Source organism: Pantoea sp. Z09 (assembly GCF_022394795.1).
Classification (GTDB): Bacteria; Pseudomonadota; Gammaproteobacteria; order Enterobacterales; family Enterobacteriaceae; genus Pantoea; species Pantoea latae.
In genome coordinates this window covers 1,111,367-1,131,097 of sequence record NZ_CP092373.1, presented here as the reverse complement: position 1 = coordinate 1,131,097, position 19,731 = coordinate 1,111,367, and the positions used below count along the sequence as shown (strand labels likewise).

Here is a 19,731-nt window from a genome sequence, read left to right as displayed (position 1 = left end):
CCTTATAACAGATGTTTATCCAGCAGCGCCTGACACGCCTGCGGCGGCGGCGGCGGCTCGCGCTTCACCGGCGCGCCGCCCGGTTTTTTCGGCAGGAACCAGCTCTCCAGCTCGGCGCCGCAGCCGTCGCCCGGCGGCGGCGCAGGCTGATCTTCGCAGCCGATGCTGTTAGCCGGACAGCGCAAACGCACGTGCATATGGGCGCGATGCGCGAACCACGGGCGCACCTTGCGCAGCCAGTCGCGATCGGCGCCCGCGTCGGCGCAAAGCTGCTTTTTAATCGCCGGATTGACGAAGATACGCGTGACATCGTTATCTTTCGCCGCCAGTTTGATCAGGCTGCTGATCTCCGGCTGCCAGTGGCGCGCCACCACGCTTTTGTCGTCCGCCGTCACCAGATCGAGCGGCTGCGGCTTCAGCAGCTGCTGCGCACTCCAGCGCGTTTTCGGCAGCTGCAGCCAGATATCGACGTCGAGTCCGGTTTGATGGCTGGCGTGGCCGCTGCTGAAGCGCCCGCCCGCCGCCATGCCCATATCGCCAATCAGCACGTTGCCGAGCTGCAGGCTGTGCGCCTGGGTGCTGAGTCGCTGAATAAACTGAATCAGATCGGGATGGCCGAAGTAGCGCCGCTGATCCTGCCGCATCACCTGATAGTCAGGCGCGTTGAGCGGCAGCGCCTGCGCGCCGACGATGCAGCCGTTGGCGAAGGAGCCGATAGACTGCGCGCTGCCCGGGATCGGCTGCTGAATACGCTGCCACGGCGTCGCCGCCAGGCTGGTGGCGCTGATCAGCAGCGCCGAAAGAGCGATAAACAGACGTTTCATGGCATCACCAGCGCGGCACGCTGCTGTTGACGTCGCCATTCTGTGCGCGCTGGCGCAGCAGATGGTCCATCAGCACGATCGCCATCATCGCTTCGGCGATCGGCACGGCGCGAATACCCACGCAGGGATCGTGGCGTCCTTTGGTGATCATCTCCACCTCTTCGCCGCTGCGGGTGATGGTGTTGCCCGGCACGGTGATGCTGGAGGTCGGCTTCATCGCCAGGTTGGCGCTGATGGTCTGGCCGCTGCTGATACCGCCAAGGATGCCGCCCGCATGGTTGCTCTGAAAACCGCTGGCGCGGATCTCGTCGCGATGCTGGCTGCCGCGCTGATTCACCACCGCGAAGCCGTCGCCGATCTCCACCCCTTTCACCGCGTTGATGCTCATCAGCGCGTGCGCCAGGTCGGCGTCGAGGCGATCGAACACCGGCTCACCCAAGCCCGGCGGCACGTTTTCCGCCATCACCGTGACCTTCGCGCCGATAGAATCGCCCTCTTTCTTCAGGGCACGCATCAGCTCGTCCAGCGCCTCCAGCTTGCTGGCGTCCGGACAGAAGAAGGGATTATCCTCTACGATGCTCCAGTCCTTCAGCTCGCACGCCACGTCGCCAATTTGCGCCAGATAGCCGCGCACCACCACGCCATGCTTCATCTGCAGATATTTTTTCGCGATGGCGCCCGCCGCGACGCGCATCGCGGTTTCGCGTGCCGACGAGCGGCCGCCGCCGCGATAGTCGCGCAGGCCATACTTCTGTTCGTAGGTGTAGTCAGCGTGGCCGGGACGAAACAGATCTTTGATCGCGCCGTAGTCCTGCGAGCGCTGGTCGGTGTTTTCAATCAGCAGGCCGATCGAGGTGCCGGTGGTGACGCCCTCGAACACGCCGGACAAAATTTTCACCTGATCCGGCTCGCGGCGCTGCGTGGTGTAGCGCGAAGTGCCGGGACGGCGGCGGTCGAGGTCGTGCTGAATATCCGCTTCGGTCAGCGGGATGCCCGGCGGCACGCCGTCAACGATGCAGCCCAGCGCGATGCCGTGCGACTCGCCAAACGTGGTGACGCGAAAAAATTGTCCGATGCTGTTTCCGGCCATGGTGGTTCCTTGTTACGAAGCGTTCGCTCAGTCTTTATAAATAGAGAAGTGATGTTGTGCGTCGACGATCTGCTGGCGCGTCAGCATAAAGACGCCGTCGCCGCCGTTGTCGAACTCCAGCCAGGTAAAGGGCACGTCGGGATACTGCTCGATCATATGCACCATGCTGTTGCCCACTTCGCAGATCAGCACGCCGTTGTCGCTCAGGTAGTTGGGGGCGCAGGCAAGAATGCGGCGCACCAGCTTCAGGCCGTCGCTGCCCGCCGCCAGCCCCAGCTCTGGCTCATGGCGATACTCGTTCGGCAGATCCGCCATATCTTCTGCATCCACGTAGGGCGGATTGGTGACGATCAGATCGTATTTCACCGGCGGCAGCTCACGGAACAGATCGGCGCGGATCGGCGTGACGTGATGGATCAGGCCGTGCTCTTCAATATTCTGCTCGGCGACGGCCAGCGCGTCGTAAGAGATGTCCACCGCGTCGACTTCCGCTTCCGGGAAGGCGTAGGCGCAGGCAATCGCGATGCAGCCGCTGCCGGTGCACATATCGAGGATATGACGCGGCGTCTCGGCGATCAGGCCGGCGAAGCGGTTTTCAATCAGCTCGCCGATGGGCGAGCGCGGCACCAGCACGCGTTCATCAACGTAGAATTCGTGGCCGCAGAACCAGGCTTTATTGGTCAGGTAGGCCACCGGAATACGCTCGTTGACGCGGCGGATAACGCGCTCGACGATGCGGTGGCGCTCGCTGGCGGTCAGGCGCGCGCTGCGCATATCTTCCGGAATATCGAGCGGCAGCCAGAGCGTGGGCAGGACCAGTTGCACCGCTTCGTCCCACGGATTGTCGGTGCCGTGACCGTACCAGATCCCGGCTGCGGCAAAGCGGCTGACCGCCCAGCGCAACATATCCTGAATGGTGTGCAGTTCGTTGACTGCCTCATCGACGAAAATTTTGTCCACGTAGCCCTCCGCAGGCCCAATTGCTAAATCGGCCGATAGTGTGCCATGAAGCCGGGGAGAATTCAGCGCAGCAAGGTGAAAAAGCTGACAATTAGCGGATCGGACGGTAAGGTAACGCCATTCGCTGTTTTCCAGCCTTATCAGACAAGATTCGCCTGCAATGAGTAAAAAAAACCCGCTAAATGACGACGACAAGGCGCTGTTTCGCCAGCTGATGAGCGGCACGCGTAAAATTAAGCAGGACACCGTGTTGCACAAGCCGGCAGTAAAGAGCCGCGAGCTGCCGCTGAAGCGCCTGATTTCCGAGCAGGTGGATAACAGCCACTACTTCTCTGACGAGTTCCAGCCGCTGCTGGCGACAGAGGGCGCGACGCGCTACGTGCGCGCCGACGTCAGCCATTACGAGCTGAAAAAGCTGCGCCGCGGCGACTATACGCCGGAGATTTTCCTCGACCTGCACGGCCTGACGCAGCAGCAGGCCAAGCAGGAGCTGGGCGCGCTGATCGCCGCCTGTCGCCGCGAGCATCTGTTCTGCGCCAGCGTGATGACCGGCCACGGCAAACATATCCTTAAACAGCAGACGCCGCTCTGGCTGGCGCAGCACCCTTACGTGATGGCGTTCCATCAGGCGCCAAAAATGTTTGGCGGCGACGCGGCGCTGCTGGTGTTGATTGAGGTCGAGGAGTGGCAACCGCCCGAGCTGCCTTAAGAGGGGATGGGCCGCAGCGCGGCCCGCGGGCGTTAAATGGCTTTAGCCAGTTTTGAGGGGCTGACCTGCCACAGCAGCTTGCCTTCGCAGCTGGCGGGATCGAAATCCACGCAGGCGATGGCAGAGGTGGCGAACATCGGCGGCGCTTCCTGCGGGCAGAGTTCTGACACCAGATAGCCGACCAGCGGCAGATGAGAGATCACCAGCGCCGATTTTACCCCTTCATTTCCCAGCGCCTGCAGATAGCAGGCCACCAGCCCGGGATCGCCGCCGGGGGTCAGCTCGGGCAGCGTATCCTGCCCTTCCGGCAGCGTTAACGCTTCGCGTACCGTCGCCAGCGTCTGCTGAGCGCGCAGGTAGGGACTGACCAGCACACGTTCTACGTCCACCGTCTGGCCGTTAAGCCAGCTCGCCATCTGGCGCGATTCATCGCAGCCGCAATGGGTAAGAGGTCGCACCGAATCACTGGCGGCTTCAAGAGCAGCATCGCCGTGACGCATGATAAAAACTTGCATAAAGCACCGCTGTTGTTTGTCGATATCGCCCGGCGCGGAGGCGCCAGACTCTTCATTCTGCGAATGAACGCTGTGTTGTACCCCAATGGCTTGAGTATAGTCAACCGGTTGTTTATTAAATAAGCGCTTCTCAGAATCGTGCCGCGCCGCCTGTTTTGGCGGCGCTTTTCTAACCCGCTGAATCGGAGCGGGTATTCCATTGGGTCAGGAAATGTAAAATTTCCGCTGCTGCTGTTCGGCCTGTAGTAGCGCCTCGCACGGGGCGAAACGCTCACCGTGCTGGCGCATTAACGCGCGTAATGTTTGCGCGATCTCCGCCGCGCCGCGCTGATCCATATAGCGGAACGGGCCGCCAAGAAACGGCGGGAAGCCGATGCCGAACACCGCGCCGATATCGCCGTCGCGCGCGCAGCGTATTACCCCTTCGTCGAGACAGCGCGCCGCTTCGTTCAGCATCATCATGATGCAGCGCTCGGCGATCTGCGCTTCGCTCTGCCTGGCCGCAGGCTGCAGGCCCAGCAGCGAATAGAGTGTGGGATCGGGCTTTTTGCCGCCGCGCCGCCCGCCATAAAGGTAGAAGCCCTTGCCGTTTTTACGCCCTTTGCGATCGTCCTTTAGCACCGCCTCGAAAGCGGCGGGCGCGGCGAAGCGTTCGCCCCAGGCCTGCTGCAACACCGGCGTGATCTTGCTACCGACGTCGATGCCGACCTCATCCAGCAGCTGAAGCGGGCCGACCGGAAAGCCCGCCTTGACCAGCGCGCCATCGATATACTCAATCGGTTCGCCCTCCAGCAAACAGCGCATCGCTTCATTTATATAGGGCGCAAGAATGCGATTGACATAGAACCCGGCGCGGTCCGCCACCACAATCGGCGTTTTGCCCTGCTTTTGCGCCAGCGCCACGGTGGTGGCCAGCGTCTGCGCCGAAGTGGTGGCGTGCGGGATCACCTCCACCAGCGGCATCTTCTCCACCGGGCTAAAATAGTGCAGGCCGATGACGTTTTCCGGCCGCTGCGCCTGCGCGGCGATATGCGCAATCGGCAGCGATGAGGTGTTGGAGGCGAAAATGGTGTGCGGCGCGCAGTGCGTCTCTACCTCACGCACCATCTGCTGCTTCAGCGGCAGATCTTCAAACACCGCCTCAATCACCAGATCGCGCTGCGTAAAGCCCTGATAGTCGACGCCGCCGGTAATGCGCGCCATCTGCTGCTGGCGCTGCGCCGCGCTGATATGGCGCCGCTTCACCTTTTTGCTCAGCCCGTCCCAGCTCGCCTTCAGGGCATGGTTGACGCCCTGCAGGTTAATATCCTTGATGCGCACCGGCAGCCCGGCGTTGATCGCCGTGACGCTGGCGATGCCGCCGCCCATCAGCCCGCCGCCCAGCACGCCGATCTGCCTGAGCGGACGCGGTGCGGCTTCTGCGCCACCCTCTTTTTTCAGCGCGGTGCTGGCGAAAAACAGGCTGCGCAGCGCGGCGGATTGCGGCGTCATCGCCAGCTCGCCGAAGGCGCGCGCCTCCGCCTGATGGCCCGCCTCGCTGCCCCGCTCAACGCCGGTGCGCACCACCTCGATAATGCGCTGCGCGGCCGGATAGTTGCCGTGGGTTTTGCGCGCGGTTTCGCGCTGCGCCAGCGCAAAGAGCGCATGGCGCGCCAGCGGCACCTGGATAATACGATCGCGCAGCGGCAGCACGCGCGCGGCGCGTCGGCCTTTCAGCACCCGCGCCACCGCCGTTTCCAGCAGGATCGCCTGCGGCACGGCCTCATCCACCAGCCCCAGCCTGCGCGCCTGCTTCGCCCGCAGGGTTTTGCCGGTCAGTATCAGCGGCAGCGCCTGCTGCAGACCGATCAGACGCGGCAGGCGCTGGGTGCCGCCCGAGCCCGGCAGCAGCCCGAGCTGCACTTCCGGCAGACCGAGCCGGGTTTTGTCATCCAGCGAGCAGACGCGCGCGTCGCAGGCGAGCGCCAGCTCCAGCCCGCCGCCCAGGCAGGCACCGTGGATCGCCGCCACCACCGGAAACGGCAGCGCTGCCAGAGCCGCCAGCGCCTCCTGGCCCTGACGCGCCAGCGACTCCGCCTGCTGCGCGCTGTGGCAGTCGGCGATCATGGCGATATCGGCGCCGGCGATAAAGTTGTCAGGTTTGCCGGAGATCAGCACCAGGCCGGCCAGCTGCGGATCGCGCCGCGCCTCGTCAACCACCGCCGCCAGCTGCTGGGCAAAGGCGGCGCGCAGGGTGTTCAGGTTCTCGCCCGGCACGTCGATGGTGATCACGCCGACACGATCCGGCCGCATCTGTAAGTGAAATGCGCTCTGTTCCATTATTCCGCCTCCAGAACCATGGCCGCGCCTAAGCCGCCCGCCGCGCAGGCGGTCACCAGCGCCAGCCCGCCGCCGCGCCGCCGCAGCTCATGCAGGGTTTGGGTGATCATGCGCGCGCCGGTGGCGGCGAAGGGATGGCCGTAGGCGATAGAGCCGCCCAGCACGTTAAAGCGCTGTTCATCAATCTCGCCCAGCGCCTGCGGGCGGTTGAGTTTTTCCCGCGCGAAGCGTTCATCGTTGAAGCACTGCAGGTTGCACAGCGTCTGGGCGGCGAAGGCTTCGTGCATATCAATTAGCGTCAGATCGCCCAGGCCGACGCCGGCGCGATCCAGCGCCAGCGGCGAGGCGTAGGCGGGACCGAGCAGCATGTCCTGCTGCACGTCGATGGCGGTAAAGGCGTAGCTGCGCAGGTAGCCGAGCGGCGCGACGCCCAGCTCGCGCGCGCGGCCTTCACCCATCAGCACCACCGCCGCCGCGCCGTCGGTGAGCGGCGTGCTGTTGGCCGCCGTGACGCTGCCGTGCTGGCGGTCAAAGGCCGGGCGCAGCCGCGCGTAGTCTTCGATTTTCGCCGCCATGCGCACGTTGTTGTCCTGTTCGATCGGCGCCTTCCACGGCGGCGCGAAGGCGGGCATCACCTCTTCGCGCAGCACGCCGGACTGCCAGGCGCTGGCGGCCAGCTGGTGCGACCGCAGCGCCAGCGCATCCTGTGCGGCGCGCGTGATGCCGTGGCTTTTCGCCATCTGCTCCGCCGTATCGCCCATGCGCAGCCCGGTGGAGTACTCGGCGACCGCGGGCGGCACCGGCAGCAGATCGCGCGGCCGCAGGCGGCGCAGGATCTGCACTTTCTGCCCGAGGCTGCGCGCCTTGCTGAGATCGAGCAGCGCGCGCGCCAGGCTTTTGCTGACGCCGATCGGCAGCACCGAAGAGGAGTCCGCGCCGCCGGCGATACCGGCGCGGATGGTGCCCGCCATCAGGCTTTCCGCCACGTTGGCGACCGCCTGGAAGCTGGTGGCGCAGGCGCGGCTGACGCTGTAGGCGTCGGTGTGCACGCCTAGCCCGCTGCTGAGCACAATCTCGCGCGCGATATTAGGCGCCTCCGGCATCTGGATCACCTGGCCGAACACCAGCTGTTCTATCACGTCGACGGGAAGTTCGCTGCGCGCCATCAGTTCGCTGATCACCATCCGACCCAGCTCGACGGCGGGAATACCGTGGAAACCTGTCGCCTGGCGCTGAAACGGCGTGCGCAGTCCGTGAGTGATGGCGATGCGATCGCCCGCGCGCGTCAGCAACGGCTGCGCTTTGCTCATCTGTGTCACCTGTGAATGTTCACCGGGCGTCATTGCCCTGAGAGGTCTGACCTGATCCACAGTGTTAACGACAAGCGGGCGCGTCGCCAATCAGCAAAGAAAAAAAGTGCGAGGGGAAACACGAAAATAGAAAACGCCGTTAACGAACGGCGTTCAGAGACTTAGCGCAGACCGAGCTGGAAAATCAGGGTTTCGGCCTGGCAGGCGAAGTTAAAATCGATATCCAGCTGGACGCCGTTGTCGCGCGCCTCAAAGCGGGCGTCGATCTGGCAGGGTTCGGACTCAATCTGCCGCGCTTTTTCCGTCAGGCTCGCCAGCTTCGCTTCCGCCTCGCTGCGCTGGGCGAACCATTGTGACCAGCTGGCGGTGCAGTCGCTGTTATCCATTACGGTGCCGACATCGACGCAACAGCAGGCAGCGGTCTCATTGGCACTGCATTTATTAATGGCATTGGTCATGGCGTTCTCCCGAGAACAAATCTGTTTAGCAATCAGGTTGAATGTGCGAAATTTTACGCTTCTCGCCGCTCTTGCGCTATGTCAGACTCGCTAAGTGACGAATATCACAATAAAATTTGATCCAAAACAAATTAGAATCGTTATGCTGCTCTCTGCTCCGCGCGTTTTGTTAAGCGGATCGAAATTTTGCAGATCAATTCAGAAATATTTTAAAAACAATATTGCAACATGCACACAGGTCAGACCTATACTTGCCGCACTGGTCTGATTTGTCAGCTTCTGGTCAGTCCCTACAATCCGCCGACCCTTGTTACGCGACGTAACAATTACAGTTAAATAATAATTCATATGAGGTTGTGGTCATGAGCCATAAAAACCTGTTCGCAAAGTCAGCCGTGGCGGCTGCAGTGGCGCTTGTCTCTTCACACGTATACGCAGCGGGCTTTCAGCTTAACGAATTCTCTTCTGCCGGTCTGGGCCGCGCCTATTCCGGCGAGGGTGCGATGGGCGACACCGCCGCCTCGGCCAGCCGCAACCCGGCGACCATGGCGCTGATGGATCGGCCGATGTTTTCCGTCGGCGCGGTGTTTATCGATCCCGATGTCGATATTACCGGCAACAGTTCAAGCGGCCGCAGCCTTGACGCCAGCAATATCGCGCCGACGCAGTGGGTGCCTAATATTCACTACGTGCAGCCGATTAACGACCAGTGGTGGATTGGCGCCTCCGCCACCTCAAACTACGGTCTGGCAACGGAGTTCAACGACGGCTATACCGCGGGCGGCTACGGCGGCAAGACCGATCTGATGACCGGCAACCTCAACCTCAGCACCGCCTATCGCCTTAACGAGCATTTCAGTTTCGGCGTTGGCTTCGACGCGGTCTATGCGCGCGCCAAGATCGAGCGCTACGCGGGCGAATCGGGCGCCGCGCTGGGCATTCCTGCCGATACCCAGGTGGCTCATCTGAAGGGCGACGAGTGGGGTTACGGCTGGAACGCAGGCATTCTGTATGAGGTCGATCAGAATAACCGCTTTGGCTTTACCTATCGTTCGGAAGTTAAAATCGATTTTGACGGCGACTATAAGAGCAGCCTGCCGACCGCCATTAACCGTATTAACCAGGCGGCGAATTTAGGGCTGCCCTACGCCACCGGCGGCTCGACGATTCCGGGCGCGCTGACGCTGAATCTGCCAGAGATGTGGGAAGTCTCCGGCTGGCATAAAGTGGCGCCGCAGTGGGCAGTACACTACAGCCTGGCCTATACCAGCTGGAGTCAGTTCCAGGAGCTGAAGGCGACCGGCTCGAACGGCCAGACCCTGTTCTATAAAGATGAGAGCTTCAAGGATGCCTACCGTATCGCGCTGGGCACCACCTACTATTACGATCAGAACTGGACCTTCCGCACCGGTATCGCCTTTGATGACAGCCCGGTTCCGGCGGACAAGCGTTCTATCTCTATTCCCGATCAGGATCGCCTCTGGCTGAGCGCCGGCGCCTCTTACGCCTTTAACGATGACGCCTCGGTCGATGTCGGCGTTTCTTATATGCATGGCCAGCACGTCACGGTAGAAGAAGGCCCCTATACCTTTAACTCGGTGGGCAAAGCCTGGCTCTACGGCGCGAACTTTAACTATAAGTTCTAATGGTTGAGGTCTGTAAAATGGCGACCCAAAGGTCGCCATTTTTGCGTTAAGGTGCCTACGCGAGTGGCATGGGCCGATCGCAAAGACGCAAAAAACGGCATCCCTGCCAGCTCGGCCCGCGCCTTCCCTGGCGCGGGACGCTTTGCTCTTCAGCCCATGCCACTCGCGTTTTGCATTCAGTGCACGCATTAAAAAAATGGCGACCCCAAAGGTCGCCATTGCTATTTTTAGTGCCGTTACTGCGCGTCGATATCTTTCAGGTCATCCTGAATCGCGCTGGCGTTCGGGTTTTCTTCCGGCTTCAGGCGACCGCCGTTCGCCAGGAAATCGTGACGCTGGAAATAGGCGTTGCGAATAAAGGCGTAGGGATCGGACTGCTGCTTCAGCAGCGCGTCGGAGTCGAGCAGCTGGGCGCGCGTCTCTACCCCTTCCAGCGTCCACTTGGCGATGGACATCGGCCAGGTCAGCCAGCCCAGCACCGGATAGAGCGTATCTACGTAGTCGCCACCATCTTCGCGGATGGTGAAGCTGCCGTAGGCTGGCAGCTCGACGTACGGCCCATAGCCGACGCCATAGCGGCCGAGCGTGCTGCCGAAACGGCGCGGCACTTCGCGCGCCAGCTCCGGGTTCGCCTTGCCTGCGACGTCGATAAAGCCGCCCAGCCCGAGAATCGAGTTCAGGAAGAAACGGGTAAAGTGAATGCCCGCCTGGCGCGGCTCGCCCACCAGAATCGAGTTCACCATGCTGGCCGGCTCTTCCAGGTTGCCGAGGAAGTTGCTCAGGCCGGTACGCGCCGGCGCCGGCACGTAGTCGCGCCAGGCGACCGCGACAGGACGCAGCACATACGGATCCACCACGTTGTAGTTAAAGTTAAACATCGTGCGGTTAAAGCTTTCAAGCGGATCGCTGCGCTGCGCAGGCGCCTCGCTCTCCGGCTTTGAACTGGCGCATCCAGCCAGAATGACGCTGGCCAAAACCAGGCTGGTCAGGCGGTAAGCCATTGTTATCTCCCTGTGCGGTTTAATAAAGTATCGCTTCAGGGCTGCTGTTGATTAATCTCCACAGCCATGTGCTGATGACCATCCCAGGGCGTCACCGCGCTCAGACCAAACCAGTCGCCGGATTGCGGACTGGCGCTGCCGTCGCGGGAAATACGCACCCGAACCTGCACCTGATGCTGCGCCGAAAGCAGGCGCTCCGGCATCATGGCGTTGCTGTCATCCAGCGTAAGCGATAACGGGAAGTGGCTCAGCGGCAAGCGCTTAACGGCCACGGGCACCGGTGAAACACCGTCAGAAACAGAAATATACATGACTCCGCCCGGCGGTAACATTTTTTCTGCCTCCGGCGTCAACGTCACCGTCAGCGCCAGCTGCGTATTCTGCTGGCCCGCGTCGGTTTTTGCTTGTTCAATGCTGCGCTCGATCATCGCGCGACGTCGATCGGCTGCCGGGATCTGTTTCAGCATAGTCTGCCAGGCGCCAATAGCCTGGTCATACTGCTGCTGCTCATAGGCGTTGAACGCCAGCAGGCCGAGCGTGCGCAGATTGCCGCCATCCTGTTTCAGCATATCGCTCAGCATCAGACCCGCCTGGCGATTATCCTGCGGATCGCTGGAGCGGGTCAGCACTTCAGCATAGTCCTGTTTCAGCGCCAGGTTATCAGGCGCCAGCTGCAGCGCGCGCTCAAACGCCTGGCTGGCGCTGGCGGCGTTGTTCAGCACCATGCCGAGACGTCCCAGCATGGTCCAGTCGTTGAGGTTGTCAGGCTCTGACTGCAGCGCGGTGCGCAGGCCAAGCTGCAGACGCGCCAGCTCTTCCATGGTCAGCGGTTTCGCCTGCGGATCCATCACCCGCGCGCGCAGCGCCGGATAGTCCTGCTGCACCTGCATCCAGCCGGCGACCTGCGCCAGCCCGCCGCTTTTCAGATACATGCCGAGCGACACCGCAATAAGGACGATCACGCCGGGCAGCAGCACCAGACGGCTGCTGGCGCGCGACGGCGCGGCTGCCTGCGGCGGAATGTCGTTCAGCAGCGTCTGCTGCAGTTCGCTCACCATCGTGGCGCGCTCGCCGATCACCCCCTGCGCCTCATCCTCTTCCAGCTCGCGCAGGCGATGATGATAAAAGTCGGTGTTCAGGCGATCGCGATTAACATTGCTCGCCTGGCGCTGCCGCCAGCCCGCGCCGAGAAACAGGGCGCTGGCCGCCGCCAGCAGAATCAATATGCTTATCCACAAAGCGCTCATTTCAGCTTCTCGTCGCCTTTAAGTATCGCCGCAAGGCGCTGTTGATCGGTCTCGTCCAGCTCGCTGCGCGTTTTACGCTGGCGGCTGCGCAGAATGATAATCAGGCCGCCCAGCAGCGCGAACAGCGCCGGCCCGACCCAGAGGATCAGCGTCGACGGCGTCACCGGCGGCTGATAGGTGACGAAATTGCCGTAGCGCGCCACCATATAGTCGATGATCTGCTGACGGCTCTGCCCCTGCTTCATCAGCTCATACACCTTCAGGCGCATATCCGCCGCGATCATCGCGTTCGAGTCGGCGATGCTGTTGTTCTGGCACTTCGGGCAGCGCAGCGAGGCGGTGAGGTCGCGGTACTGCTCCTCCTGCGCCACCGAGTCGAACTGATACGTGTCGATCGCCGCCCACAGGCTCGCGCTCAGCAGCAGGCCGCAAACAAGCAGAAGCAGGCGTTTCACGCGCCCTCCTTGCTGTATTTGCGCCACAGCGGCAGCACGTCCTGCTGCCAGACGCGGGCGTTCAGATCCCCCGCGTGGCGATAGCGGATAATGCCGTTGCCGTCGATCAGAAAGGTTTCCGGCGCGCCGTAGACGCCGAGATCCAGCCCCAGCATGCCGTCGCCGTCATACAGGCTGAGGGCGTAGGGGTTGCCTAGCGTATTGAGCCAGGTCACCGCTTTGGTGCGGTCGTCTTTATAGTTAAGGCCCACCACGCGGATGCCCTGCTCCGCCAGCGTATTCAGATACTGATGCTCGGCGCGGCAGGTGGGGCACCAGGTGGCCCAGACGTTAAGCAGGATCGGCTTGCCGTCGGTCAGGACGCGCTGGTCGTAGATCTTGCCTGGGCGATCGAGCGCCTCCAGCTTAAACAGCGGCACCGGCTTGCCGATCAGCGCCGATTCGAGGCGCGTCGGATCGTCGCCGCCGGCGTTGCGCGACAGCTGCCACAGCAGCGCCGCCGCCAGCAGCAAAAACAGGATCAGCGGGATAAAAAGGATTTTCTTGTTCATGCCTGTTCCTCACGCGCGGCTTTTTTTCGCGAGCGGTAGCGCGGATCGAGCAAGCAGAAGAGGCCGCCGACCGCCATAAACACGCCGCCGAACCAGATCCAGCGCACAAAGGGTTTGTAGTAGATGCGCACCGCCCAGGAGCCGTTGTCCAGCTCTTCGCCCAGCGCGGCGTAGAGATCGCGCGTGAAGCCGCCGTCGATCGCCGCTTCGGTCATCATGGTGCGCGCCGCGGTGTAAAAGCGTTTCTCCGCGTGCAGCACCGCTTCCGGCTTGCCGTCGCGGCTGACGTCGATAATGCCAACGCCGCCGCTGTAGTTCGGGCCCTGCAGGTTGTGCACGTCGCGGAACACAAAGTGATAGCGGTGAATATCGACGCTGTCGCCCGCTTTCATGCGCACGTCGCGCTCGACGCTGTACTGGGTGCTGAAGGCGATGCCGATCACCGTCACGCCGACGCCGAGATGGCCCAGCACCATGCCCCAGTGGCTGCGCGACAGATGGCGCAGGCCGCGAACGAAGCGATGGCGATGCGTGGCGCGCTCGTGCAGCTCCATCAGCGTCAGCACGATGATCCAGACCGACATCAGCAGCCCAACCACCGTCATCGCCTCAATGCGATCCTGCAGCAGCCAGGGCAGCAGGATCGCGGCGGCCAGCGTCACCACCAGCGCCAGCGCCAGCCGCTTCCACAGCTTCTGCGGCTCGTCGCGCCGCCAGCGCACCAGCGGTCCGATGCCGAGCATCAGCGCGAACGGCGCCATCAGCCAGCTGAACATGGTGTTAAAGAAGGGCTCGCCCACCGAGATGCTGCCGAGGCCGAGCTGCTTGTGCACCAGCGGCAGCAGCGTGCCGAGCAGCACCACCAGCATCGCGGCAATCAGCAGCACGTTATTGCCGAGCAGGAAGGATTCGCGTGACCAGGTTTCGTTCTGCACGCGGCTGCGCACCTGGCCACCTTTAATGGCGTAGAGCAGCAGCGAGCTGCCAATGACGATCACCAGGAAGGCGAGGATAAACATGCCGCGCGCCGGATCCGAGGCGAACGAGTGCACCGACACCAGCACGCCGGAGCGCACCAGGAAGGTGCCGAGCAGGCTGAGGGAAAAGGCGGTGATCGCCAGCAGCACCGTCCAGGCCTTAAAGGTGCCGCGTTTTTCCGTCACCGCCAGCGAGTGCATCAGCGCGGTGCCCGCCAGCCACGGCATAAAGGAGGCGTTCTCAACCGGATCCCAGAACCACCAGCCACCCCAGCCGAGTTCATAGTAGGCCCAGGCGGAGCCCAGCACGATGCCGATGGTCAGGAACACCCAGGCGGCGGTGGTCCAGGGGCGCGACCAGCGTGCCCAGGCGGTGTCGAGCCGTCCCGCCATCAGCGAGGCGATAGCAAAGGCGAACGCCACCGAGAAGCCGACGTAGCCCATGTAAAGCAGCGGCGGATGGAAGATCAGGCCGATATCCTGCAGCATCGGATTCAGATCGCGCCCGTCGATGGGAAAGTCCGGCAGCGTGCGGGTAAAAGGGTTCGAAGTGAGAATGATAAACAGCAGAAAGCCGAGGTTGATCATGCCCATTACCGCCAGCACGCGCGCCAGCGCATCCTGCGGCATGCCGCGGCTGAAAATCGCCACCAGCAGCGTCCAGCTGCTGAGCAGCAGCACCCACAGCAGCAGCGAGCCTTCGTGCGCGCCCCAGGTCGCGGCGATGCGGTAGTAGACCGGCAGCAGCGTATTGGAGTTGGCGGCCACATAGCCGACGGTAAAGTCATTGACCACGAAGGCGTGCACCAGCACCAGGAAGGCGGCGGCGATGCAGAGGAACAGCCCGCTCGCCAGCGGACGCGCCAGCCCCATCAGGCGGGCATCGTCGCGCTGCGCGCCCCACAGCGGATAGACGCTTAACAGCAGCGCAAGGCCCAGCGCCAGGCAGAGCAGAAAACTGCCAATCTCAGGCATCATGACTGGGTTCTCGCCTGTTCAGCCAGCGCCTGCGGGCTTTTGTGATTCTTCTTCATCGCATCCTCAATTTCGGGCGGCGTGTACTTCTCGTCATGCTTGGCCAGCACCTCTTTAGCGTTGACCAGGTTGCCCTCTTCCAGCACGCCCTGCGCGACGACGCCCTGCCCTTCGCGGAACAGGTCCGGCAGAATGCCCTCAAAGGTCACGCTAACCACGCCGTTGGCGTCGTAGAGCTTAAAGGAGACGGCGAGCGTGTTTGGATCGCGCTTCACGCTGCCTGGCATCACCATGCCGCCGACGCGCAGGCGCTGTCCCGCTTCCGGCTTCTGGTGATCCTCCCCTTTACCGTAGAGAATTTCGCTCGGGGTGTAGAACAGGTCGATATTGGAACGCAGCGCGTACATGACCAGCGACGTGGCGAGGCCCAGCCCCACCAAAATCGCCACGACAACGTACAGGCGCTGACGACGACGGGTATTCACATTGGATCTCCTGCCGCTTCACCGGCGGCTTGTTTCATTTTCGCCGAACGAATGCGGCGCTCCCTGGACTGTCGCTGGCGGATGTCAGCCAGCAGGCGGCGGCGCTGTAACAGCGTGTGCAGCAGCAGCCCGCCGAGCGGAATAAGGGTGCAAATCACCGCCAGCCAGACGTAAAAGGCGTAGCCGCCCATGGCGAAAAAGGCGGAGAGAGAAGAGAAAGCGGGCGTCATGCTTTACGGCCTCCGTTGGCGACATCCGCCGCCCAGGGACGGTGACGTTCGGTGTAGAGGATCAGGTTGCGCAGGCGCATCAGCGTCAGGGTCACGAACAGCAGCAGATAGCCGAGGATCGCCCAGCGCAGCGGCGTGCGCATGCTTGGGGCGATCGCCTGCTGCAGAATGCCCGACGAGCCCTGATGCAGGGTGTTCCACCACTGCACCGAGAAGTGAATAATCGGTAGATTGACCACGCCGACCAGGATCAGAATGCCGGCCGCGCGTCCCGCCGTGCGGCGGTCGTCAAACGACTGATAGAGCGCCATTACGCCCATATAGAGGAAGAGCAGCACCAGCTCCGAGGTCAGGCGCGCATCCCAGATCCACCAGGTGCCCCACATCGGCTTGCCCCAGGCGGAACCGGTGATCAGCGCGATAAAGGTAAAGACCGCGCCGACCGGCGCCATCGCGGTCGAAACCAGATCAGCCATCTTTATCTGCCACACCAGGCCGGTAAAGGCGGCGACCGCCATCGCGGCGTAGACGCCCATCGACCACATCGCCGCCGGCACGTGGATATACATAATGCGGAAGCTGTCGCCCTGCTGATAGTCAGCCGGCGCGAAACCGAAGCCCCAGATCCAGCCGAGCAGCAGCGCGGCCGCGCCCGCCACGGCAAACCAGGGAATTAAACGCCCGCAGAGCTGATAGAGCCGCTCTGGCCTTCCCAGCTGATGTATCCATTTCCACATGTTGCATTGCTCACAGTTAAAAAATTATGCCCGACATCTCTGACGCATGTGCGGCTCAATGCAGCGCGATGCGCAGCGCGGCGGCCGTGGCGAACGGTGTCAGCGTCGCGCTGGTCGTCAGCATCGCGCCGAGGATCGCCAGATAACCGCCGATCGGCAATCCCTGGCCCGCCGCCTCGATGGCCGCGCTGGCGAAAATCAGCACCGGCACCGCCAGCGGCAGCACCAGCAAACTCAGCAGCACGCCGCCGCGCCGCAGGCCGACCGTCAGCGCGACGCCGATGGCGCCGAGAAAGCTAAAGGTCGGCGTGCCGAGCAGCAGCGTCAGCGCCATCGCCAGCCAGCTGTTGAAATCGAGCGACAGCAGCAGCGCCGCCAGCGGCGACAGCAGGATCAGCGGCAGCCCCGTCACCAGCCAGTGGGCGATCACCTTGCCCAGCACCGTGACCGGCAGCGGCGTCGGCAGCAGCAACAGCTGCTCCAGCGAGCCGTCGAGGAAATCGTCGCGAAACAGTCGCTCCAGCGCCAGCAGCGACGAGAGCAAGGCGGCAACCCAGACCACGCCCGGCGCGATGCGCGCCAGCTGCTGCGGCTCCGGCCCAATGCCGAGCGGGAACAGAGTAATCACGATCAGAAAGAACCAGAGCGGATTAACCACCTCCGCGCCGCTGCGAAAGGCGATGCGCAGCTCGCGCTGGATCACGCGCAGCGACATCAGAGCAGCTCCGCGCCAGTAAGCCGTATTTTTCGCACCCGCGCAGCGCTTTTTGGCAGATCCTGGTGGGTGGTGAGAATTACCAATCCGCCCTGTTCGGCATGTTGCGTAAAGCGCTGCATCAGTTTCTCCACACCCTCTTTATCTATCGCCGTCAGCGGCTCATCCAGGATCCACAGAGCGGCGTCGCTGAGCCAGAGCCGGGCCAGCGCCACGCGGCGCTGCTGTCCCGCGGAGAGCTGCGCCACCGGCACCTCTTCATAGCCCAGCAGATCGACGTATTCAAGCGCGTCAAAAATTTGCGCGGTGTCGCGATCGGGATGGTAAAAACGCAGGTTTTCCAGCGGTGATAGTACCGCTTTTACTCCCGGCTGATGGCCGAGAAAAAGCAGGCTTTGATGCCACTGTTCGCGCTGTTGACCTGTCGGCTGGCCGTGCCAGCGCACTTCGCCCGCTTCCGGGCGGCTCAGTCCCGCCAGCAGACGCAGCAGCGAGGTTTTCCCGGCGCCGTTCGCGCCTTCAATCTGCACGATATCGCCCGCCGCCACGCCGAACGACAGGGCATGGAACAGAGTACGTTCGTCGCGAACGCAAGAGAGATTAATGACTTCGAGCATGCAGAAGAGGTCGCGCCGGTAAAAAGAGGCCAGGATAATACCACAAGCTTGCTGTGGGCCGAAGCCCATGCCGTGCGACGCAACGCGCCTGGCTTGATGGTTATGCCTCTTCCAGGCGCAATATGCTTAAAAATCGCGCAACGTTAAAACTTTGTAACGCTTCACTGGAAAGATAGTTACATTTCGCCCTTGCCAAAACAGGCTACGCTTATTACGCGCAGCAATTATAACAAGGAGCAAACATGAAACCTTCCCCATCTGATCACCAGGATGAAAACGATGTCGACAGCGAAGAAAAAGAGCAAGGAAAGGAGATCGAAGTCGATGAAGACGCCCTGCCCTCGCGCGCGGCGGCGATACATGAAGAGATCCGTCAGGACGGCGAAAAAGAGCTAGAGCGCGACGGCATGGCGCTGCTCTGGTCGGCGATTGCGGCCGGTCTGTCGATGGGCGCCTCGCTGATGGCGAAAGGGATTTTTCAGGTGCATCTCGACGGCCTGCCCGGCGCCTTTTTGCTGGAGAACCTCGGCTACACCTTTGGCTTTGTCATCGTCATTATGGCGCGCCAGCAGCTGTTTACCGAAAACACGGTGACGGCGGTGCTGCCGGTGATGCATAAACCGACCATGGGCAATATCGGCCTGCTGCTGCGGCTGTGGGGTCTGGTGCTGCTGGGCAACCTGATCGGCACCGCGCTGGCGTCGCTCGCCTTTGCGGAGATGCCGATTTTCGACGACGCGACGCGTCAGGCGTTTAGCGCCATCAGCCAGAAGGTGATGGAAAACAGCCCTGGGGAGATGTTCGCCAATGCGGTGATTTCCGGCTGGATTATCGCTACCATGGTGTGGATGATGCCGCAGGCGGGCGCCACCAAGCTGATTGTTATTGTGATGATGACCTGGCTGGTCGGACTCGGCGATCTGGCGCATATCGTGGTGGGCTCGGTGGAGATCCTCTATCTGGTCTTTACCGGCCAGATTAGCTGGTATGAGTTTATCTGGCCGTTCGCGCTGCCGACGCTGCTGGGCAACATCACCGGCGGCACGCTGATCTTCGCGCTGATCAGCCATGCGCAGATCCGCAACGATATGAGCGAGGCGGCGAAAGCAGAAACCAAAGCGAAGCAGCGCAAAAGCGCGCAGCAGGAAAAGCAGCGCTAAGCTGTTGAGGAAATGAGCAAACGCGCCGCCATTGGGTTATTCTTGCGGCGCGTTTGCGCTATACTGCGCGCCGCGGTCCCCTTAGTTAAATGGATATAACGAGCCCCTCCTAAGGGCTAGTTGCAGGTTCGATTCCTGCAGGGGACGCCATGGTTCAGTTCGCTACTCTCCGTACAAGTTCGTAAAGTCCATACAAAGCAACCTCTTCCCTCTATATCTACTCCGCTATCGGTTGTCCCGGTTCGTTGACATCCACATGTGCCTCTGGGTAAATTTTGGGTAAAAAGATTTCACCCGTACAGATTTTACCCAATGCTTACTATCAAACAGATCAACGCCGCAAAGCCCAAAGACAAGCCTTACCGGATTGCTGATGGTAATGGTCTTTACCTTTACGTACCGGTAACCGGTAAAAAGGTCTGGCAGGTCCGTTATCAGTATTATGGTAAAGAGAAGGTGCATACCATCGGTAAGTACCCGGAGATAGGGCTGGCCGATGCACGTAATCTCGCATTTGAGCTGAGACGCGATCTAGCTTCAGGTTTGAACCCGGCGACGAAGAAGCTGCGAAAAAGCAAAGAGCCAGACTCTTTCTGTACTATTTTTGAGGAGTGGTATAAATACAAAAGACAGTTCTGGTCTGAAAGCTATGCCATTGAACTCAGGCAGATGTTTAAGGATGATATCCTTCCTTACATCGGAAAATTGCAGATGGAAGAGGCTTTGTTGAATAAATCGAACTTTTGCTGA

At 61.8% G+C, this 19,731-nt stretch carries 21 protein-coding genes and 1 tRNA gene; 5 read left to right on the top strand and 17 right to left on the bottom strand.

Features of this window, described 5'->3' with window-relative positions:
- Nucleotides 1-2 precede the first annotated feature (2 nt).
- From mepA to prmB, 3 genes are read right to left on the bottom strand one after another with little or no spacing between them, the layout of a single operon-like run.
- Nucleotides 3-824: a penicillin-insensitive murein endopeptidase gene (mepA, locus tag MC269_RS05465; protein WP_239954346.1), complete on the bottom strand. Its 822-nt coding sequence runs from the start codon at nucleotides 822-824 to the stop codon at nucleotides 3-5.
- 4 nt (nucleotides 825-828) lie between these two features.
- Nucleotides 829-1,914 (bottom strand): chorismate synthase, encoded by a 1,086-nt coding sequence (gene aroC, locus MC269_RS05460; protein WP_239954345.1) that lies wholly within the window; start codon nucleotides 1,912-1,914, stop codon nucleotides 829-831.
- A gap of 27 nt (nucleotides 1,915-1,941) precedes the next feature.
- Complete coding sequence (gene prmB, locus MC269_RS05455) at nucleotides 1,942-2,874, bottom strand: 50S ribosomal protein L3 N(5)-glutamine methyltransferase (RefSeq protein WP_239954344.1); 933 nt, start codon at nucleotides 2,872-2,874, stop codon at nucleotides 1,942-1,944.
- Between the two features lie 160 nt (nucleotides 2,875-3,034).
- Between prmB and smrB the strand changes: the two genes are divergently transcribed.
- A complete protein-coding gene (gene smrB / locus MC269_RS05450; RefSeq protein WP_239954342.1) occupies nucleotides 3,035-3,583 on the top strand; it encodes an endonuclease SmrB in 549 nt (182 codons plus the stop codon).
- A 32-nt stretch (nucleotides 3,584-3,615) separates the two neighbouring features.
- On the opposite strand, the gene sixA is transcribed toward smrB, so the two are convergent.
- From sixA to MC269_RS05430, 4 genes are all read right to left on the bottom strand, one after another.
- The gene (gene sixA, locus MC269_RS05445) at nucleotides 3,616-4,098 is read right to left on the bottom strand and encodes a phosphohistidine phosphatase SixA (protein WP_239954341.1); all 483 of its coding nucleotides are present in this window, start codon (nucleotides 4,096-4,098) and stop codon (nucleotides 3,616-3,618) included.
- A gap of 204 nt (nucleotides 4,099-4,302) precedes the next feature.
- Complete coding sequence (gene fadJ, locus MC269_RS05440) at nucleotides 4,303-6,417, bottom strand: fatty acid oxidation complex subunit alpha FadJ (RefSeq protein ID WP_239954340.1); 2,115 nt, start codon at nucleotides 6,415-6,417, stop codon at nucleotides 4,303-4,305.
- On the bottom strand, nucleotides 6,417-7,727 hold the full coding sequence (gene fadI / locus MC269_RS05435) for an acetyl-CoA C-acyltransferase FadI (RefSeq protein ID WP_239954339.1): 1,311 nt from the start codon (nucleotides 7,725-7,727) through the stop codon (nucleotides 6,417-6,419). Before fadI ends, fadJ begins: the two co-directional genes overlap by 1 nt.
- 161 nt (nucleotides 7,728-7,888) lie before the next feature.
- Nucleotides 7,889-8,185, bottom strand: a complete 297-nt coding sequence (locus MC269_RS05430; protein WP_239954338.1) for a YfcZ/YiiS family protein — start codon at nucleotides 8,183-8,185, stop codon at nucleotides 7,889-7,891.
- Nucleotides 8,186-8,547: 362 nt separating this feature from the next.
- On the opposite strand from MC269_RS05430, the gene fadL reads away from it, so the two are divergent.
- Entirely contained in the window at nucleotides 8,548-9,831 is a 1,284-nt protein-coding gene (fadL, locus tag MC269_RS05425; protein ID WP_081140311.1) for a long-chain fatty acid transporter FadL, read from the top strand.
- A gap of 236 nt (nucleotides 9,832-10,067) precedes the next feature.
- Here fadL and mlaA read toward each other — a convergent pair whose 3' ends face one another.
- Genes mlaA through ccmA form a run of 10 tightly spaced genes read right to left on the bottom strand, consistent with a single transcriptional unit; the run spans nucleotide 10,068 to nucleotide 17,821 of the window.
- Complete coding sequence (gene mlaA / locus MC269_RS05420) at nucleotides 10,068-10,832, bottom strand: phospholipid-binding lipoprotein MlaA (RefSeq protein ID WP_239954337.1); 765 nt, start codon at nucleotides 10,830-10,832, stop codon at nucleotides 10,068-10,070.
- 35 nt (nucleotides 10,833-10,867) lie between these two features.
- Nucleotides 10,868-12,079 carry a c-type cytochrome biogenesis protein CcmI gene (gene ccmI, locus MC269_RS05415; RefSeq protein WP_239954335.1) on the bottom strand — a complete coding sequence of 404 codons (1,212 nt, stop codon included), beginning with the start codon at nucleotides 12,077-12,079 and terminating at the stop codon, nucleotides 10,868-10,870.
- Nucleotides 12,076-12,534, bottom strand: coding sequence for a cytochrome c-type biogenesis protein (locus tag MC269_RS05410; RefSeq protein WP_081140305.1), 459 nt, complete (start codon nucleotides 12,532-12,534; stop codon nucleotides 12,076-12,078). The genes ccmI and MC269_RS05410 overlap by 4 nt, the downstream gene beginning before the upstream one ends.
- Nucleotides 12,531-13,085, bottom strand: a complete 555-nt coding sequence (locus tag MC269_RS05405; protein ID WP_081140303.1) for a DsbE family thiol:disulfide interchange protein — start codon at nucleotides 13,083-13,085, stop codon at nucleotides 12,531-12,533. Before MC269_RS05405 ends, MC269_RS05410 begins: the two co-directional genes overlap by 4 nt.
- Nucleotides 13,082-15,040, bottom strand: a complete 1,959-nt coding sequence (locus MC269_RS05400; RefSeq protein WP_239954333.1) for a heme lyase CcmF/NrfE family subunit — start codon at nucleotides 15,038-15,040, stop codon at nucleotides 13,082-13,084. The genes MC269_RS05405 and MC269_RS05400 overlap by 4 nt, the downstream gene beginning before the upstream one ends.
- A complete protein-coding gene (gene ccmE / locus MC269_RS05395) occupies nucleotides 15,037-15,522 on the bottom strand; it encodes a cytochrome c maturation protein CcmE (RefSeq protein WP_081140300.1) in 486 nt (161 codons plus the stop codon). Before ccmE ends, MC269_RS05400 begins: the two co-directional genes overlap by 4 nt.
- Nucleotides 15,519-15,752, bottom strand: a complete 234-nt coding sequence (gene ccmD, locus MC269_RS05390; protein WP_239954332.1) for a heme exporter protein CcmD — start codon at nucleotides 15,750-15,752, stop codon at nucleotides 15,519-15,521. Before ccmD ends, ccmE begins: the two co-directional genes overlap by 4 nt.
- Complete coding sequence (locus MC269_RS05385) at nucleotides 15,749-16,489, bottom strand: heme ABC transporter permease (protein WP_239954331.1); 741 nt, start codon at nucleotides 16,487-16,489, stop codon at nucleotides 15,749-15,751. Before MC269_RS05385 ends, ccmD begins: the two co-directional genes overlap by 4 nt.
- A gap of 55 nt (nucleotides 16,490-16,544) precedes the next feature.
- Nucleotides 16,545-17,204 carry a heme exporter protein CcmB gene (gene ccmB / locus MC269_RS05380; protein WP_239954330.1) on the bottom strand — a complete coding sequence of 220 codons (660 nt, stop codon included), beginning with the start codon at nucleotides 17,202-17,204 and terminating at the stop codon, nucleotides 16,545-16,547.
- On the bottom strand, nucleotides 17,204-17,821 hold the full coding sequence (ccmA, locus tag MC269_RS05375) for a cytochrome c biogenesis heme-transporting ATPase CcmA (protein ID WP_239954329.1): 618 nt from the start codon (nucleotides 17,819-17,821) through the stop codon (nucleotides 17,204-17,206). The genes ccmB and ccmA overlap by 1 nt, the downstream gene beginning before the upstream one ends.
- A 242-nt stretch (nucleotides 17,822-18,063) precedes the next feature.
- On the opposite strand from ccmA, the gene MC269_RS05370 reads away from it, so the two are divergent.
- The 3 genes from MC269_RS05370 (at nucleotide 18,064) to MC269_RS05360 (ending at nucleotide 19,731) form a co-directional block, all read left to right on the top strand.
- Entirely contained in the window at nucleotides 18,064-18,981 is a 918-nt protein-coding gene (locus MC269_RS05370) for a formate/nitrite transporter family protein (RefSeq protein ID WP_239954328.1), read from the top strand.
- Nucleotides 18,982-19,056: 75 nt separating this feature from the next.
- Nucleotides 19,057-19,131, top strand: a tRNA-Arg gene (locus MC269_RS05365).
- 162 nt (nucleotides 19,132-19,293) lie between these two features.
- On the top strand, nucleotides 19,294-19,731 hold the full coding sequence (locus MC269_RS05360; RefSeq protein WP_239954327.1) for an Arm DNA-binding domain-containing protein: 438 nt from the start codon (nucleotides 19,294-19,296) through the stop codon (nucleotides 19,729-19,731).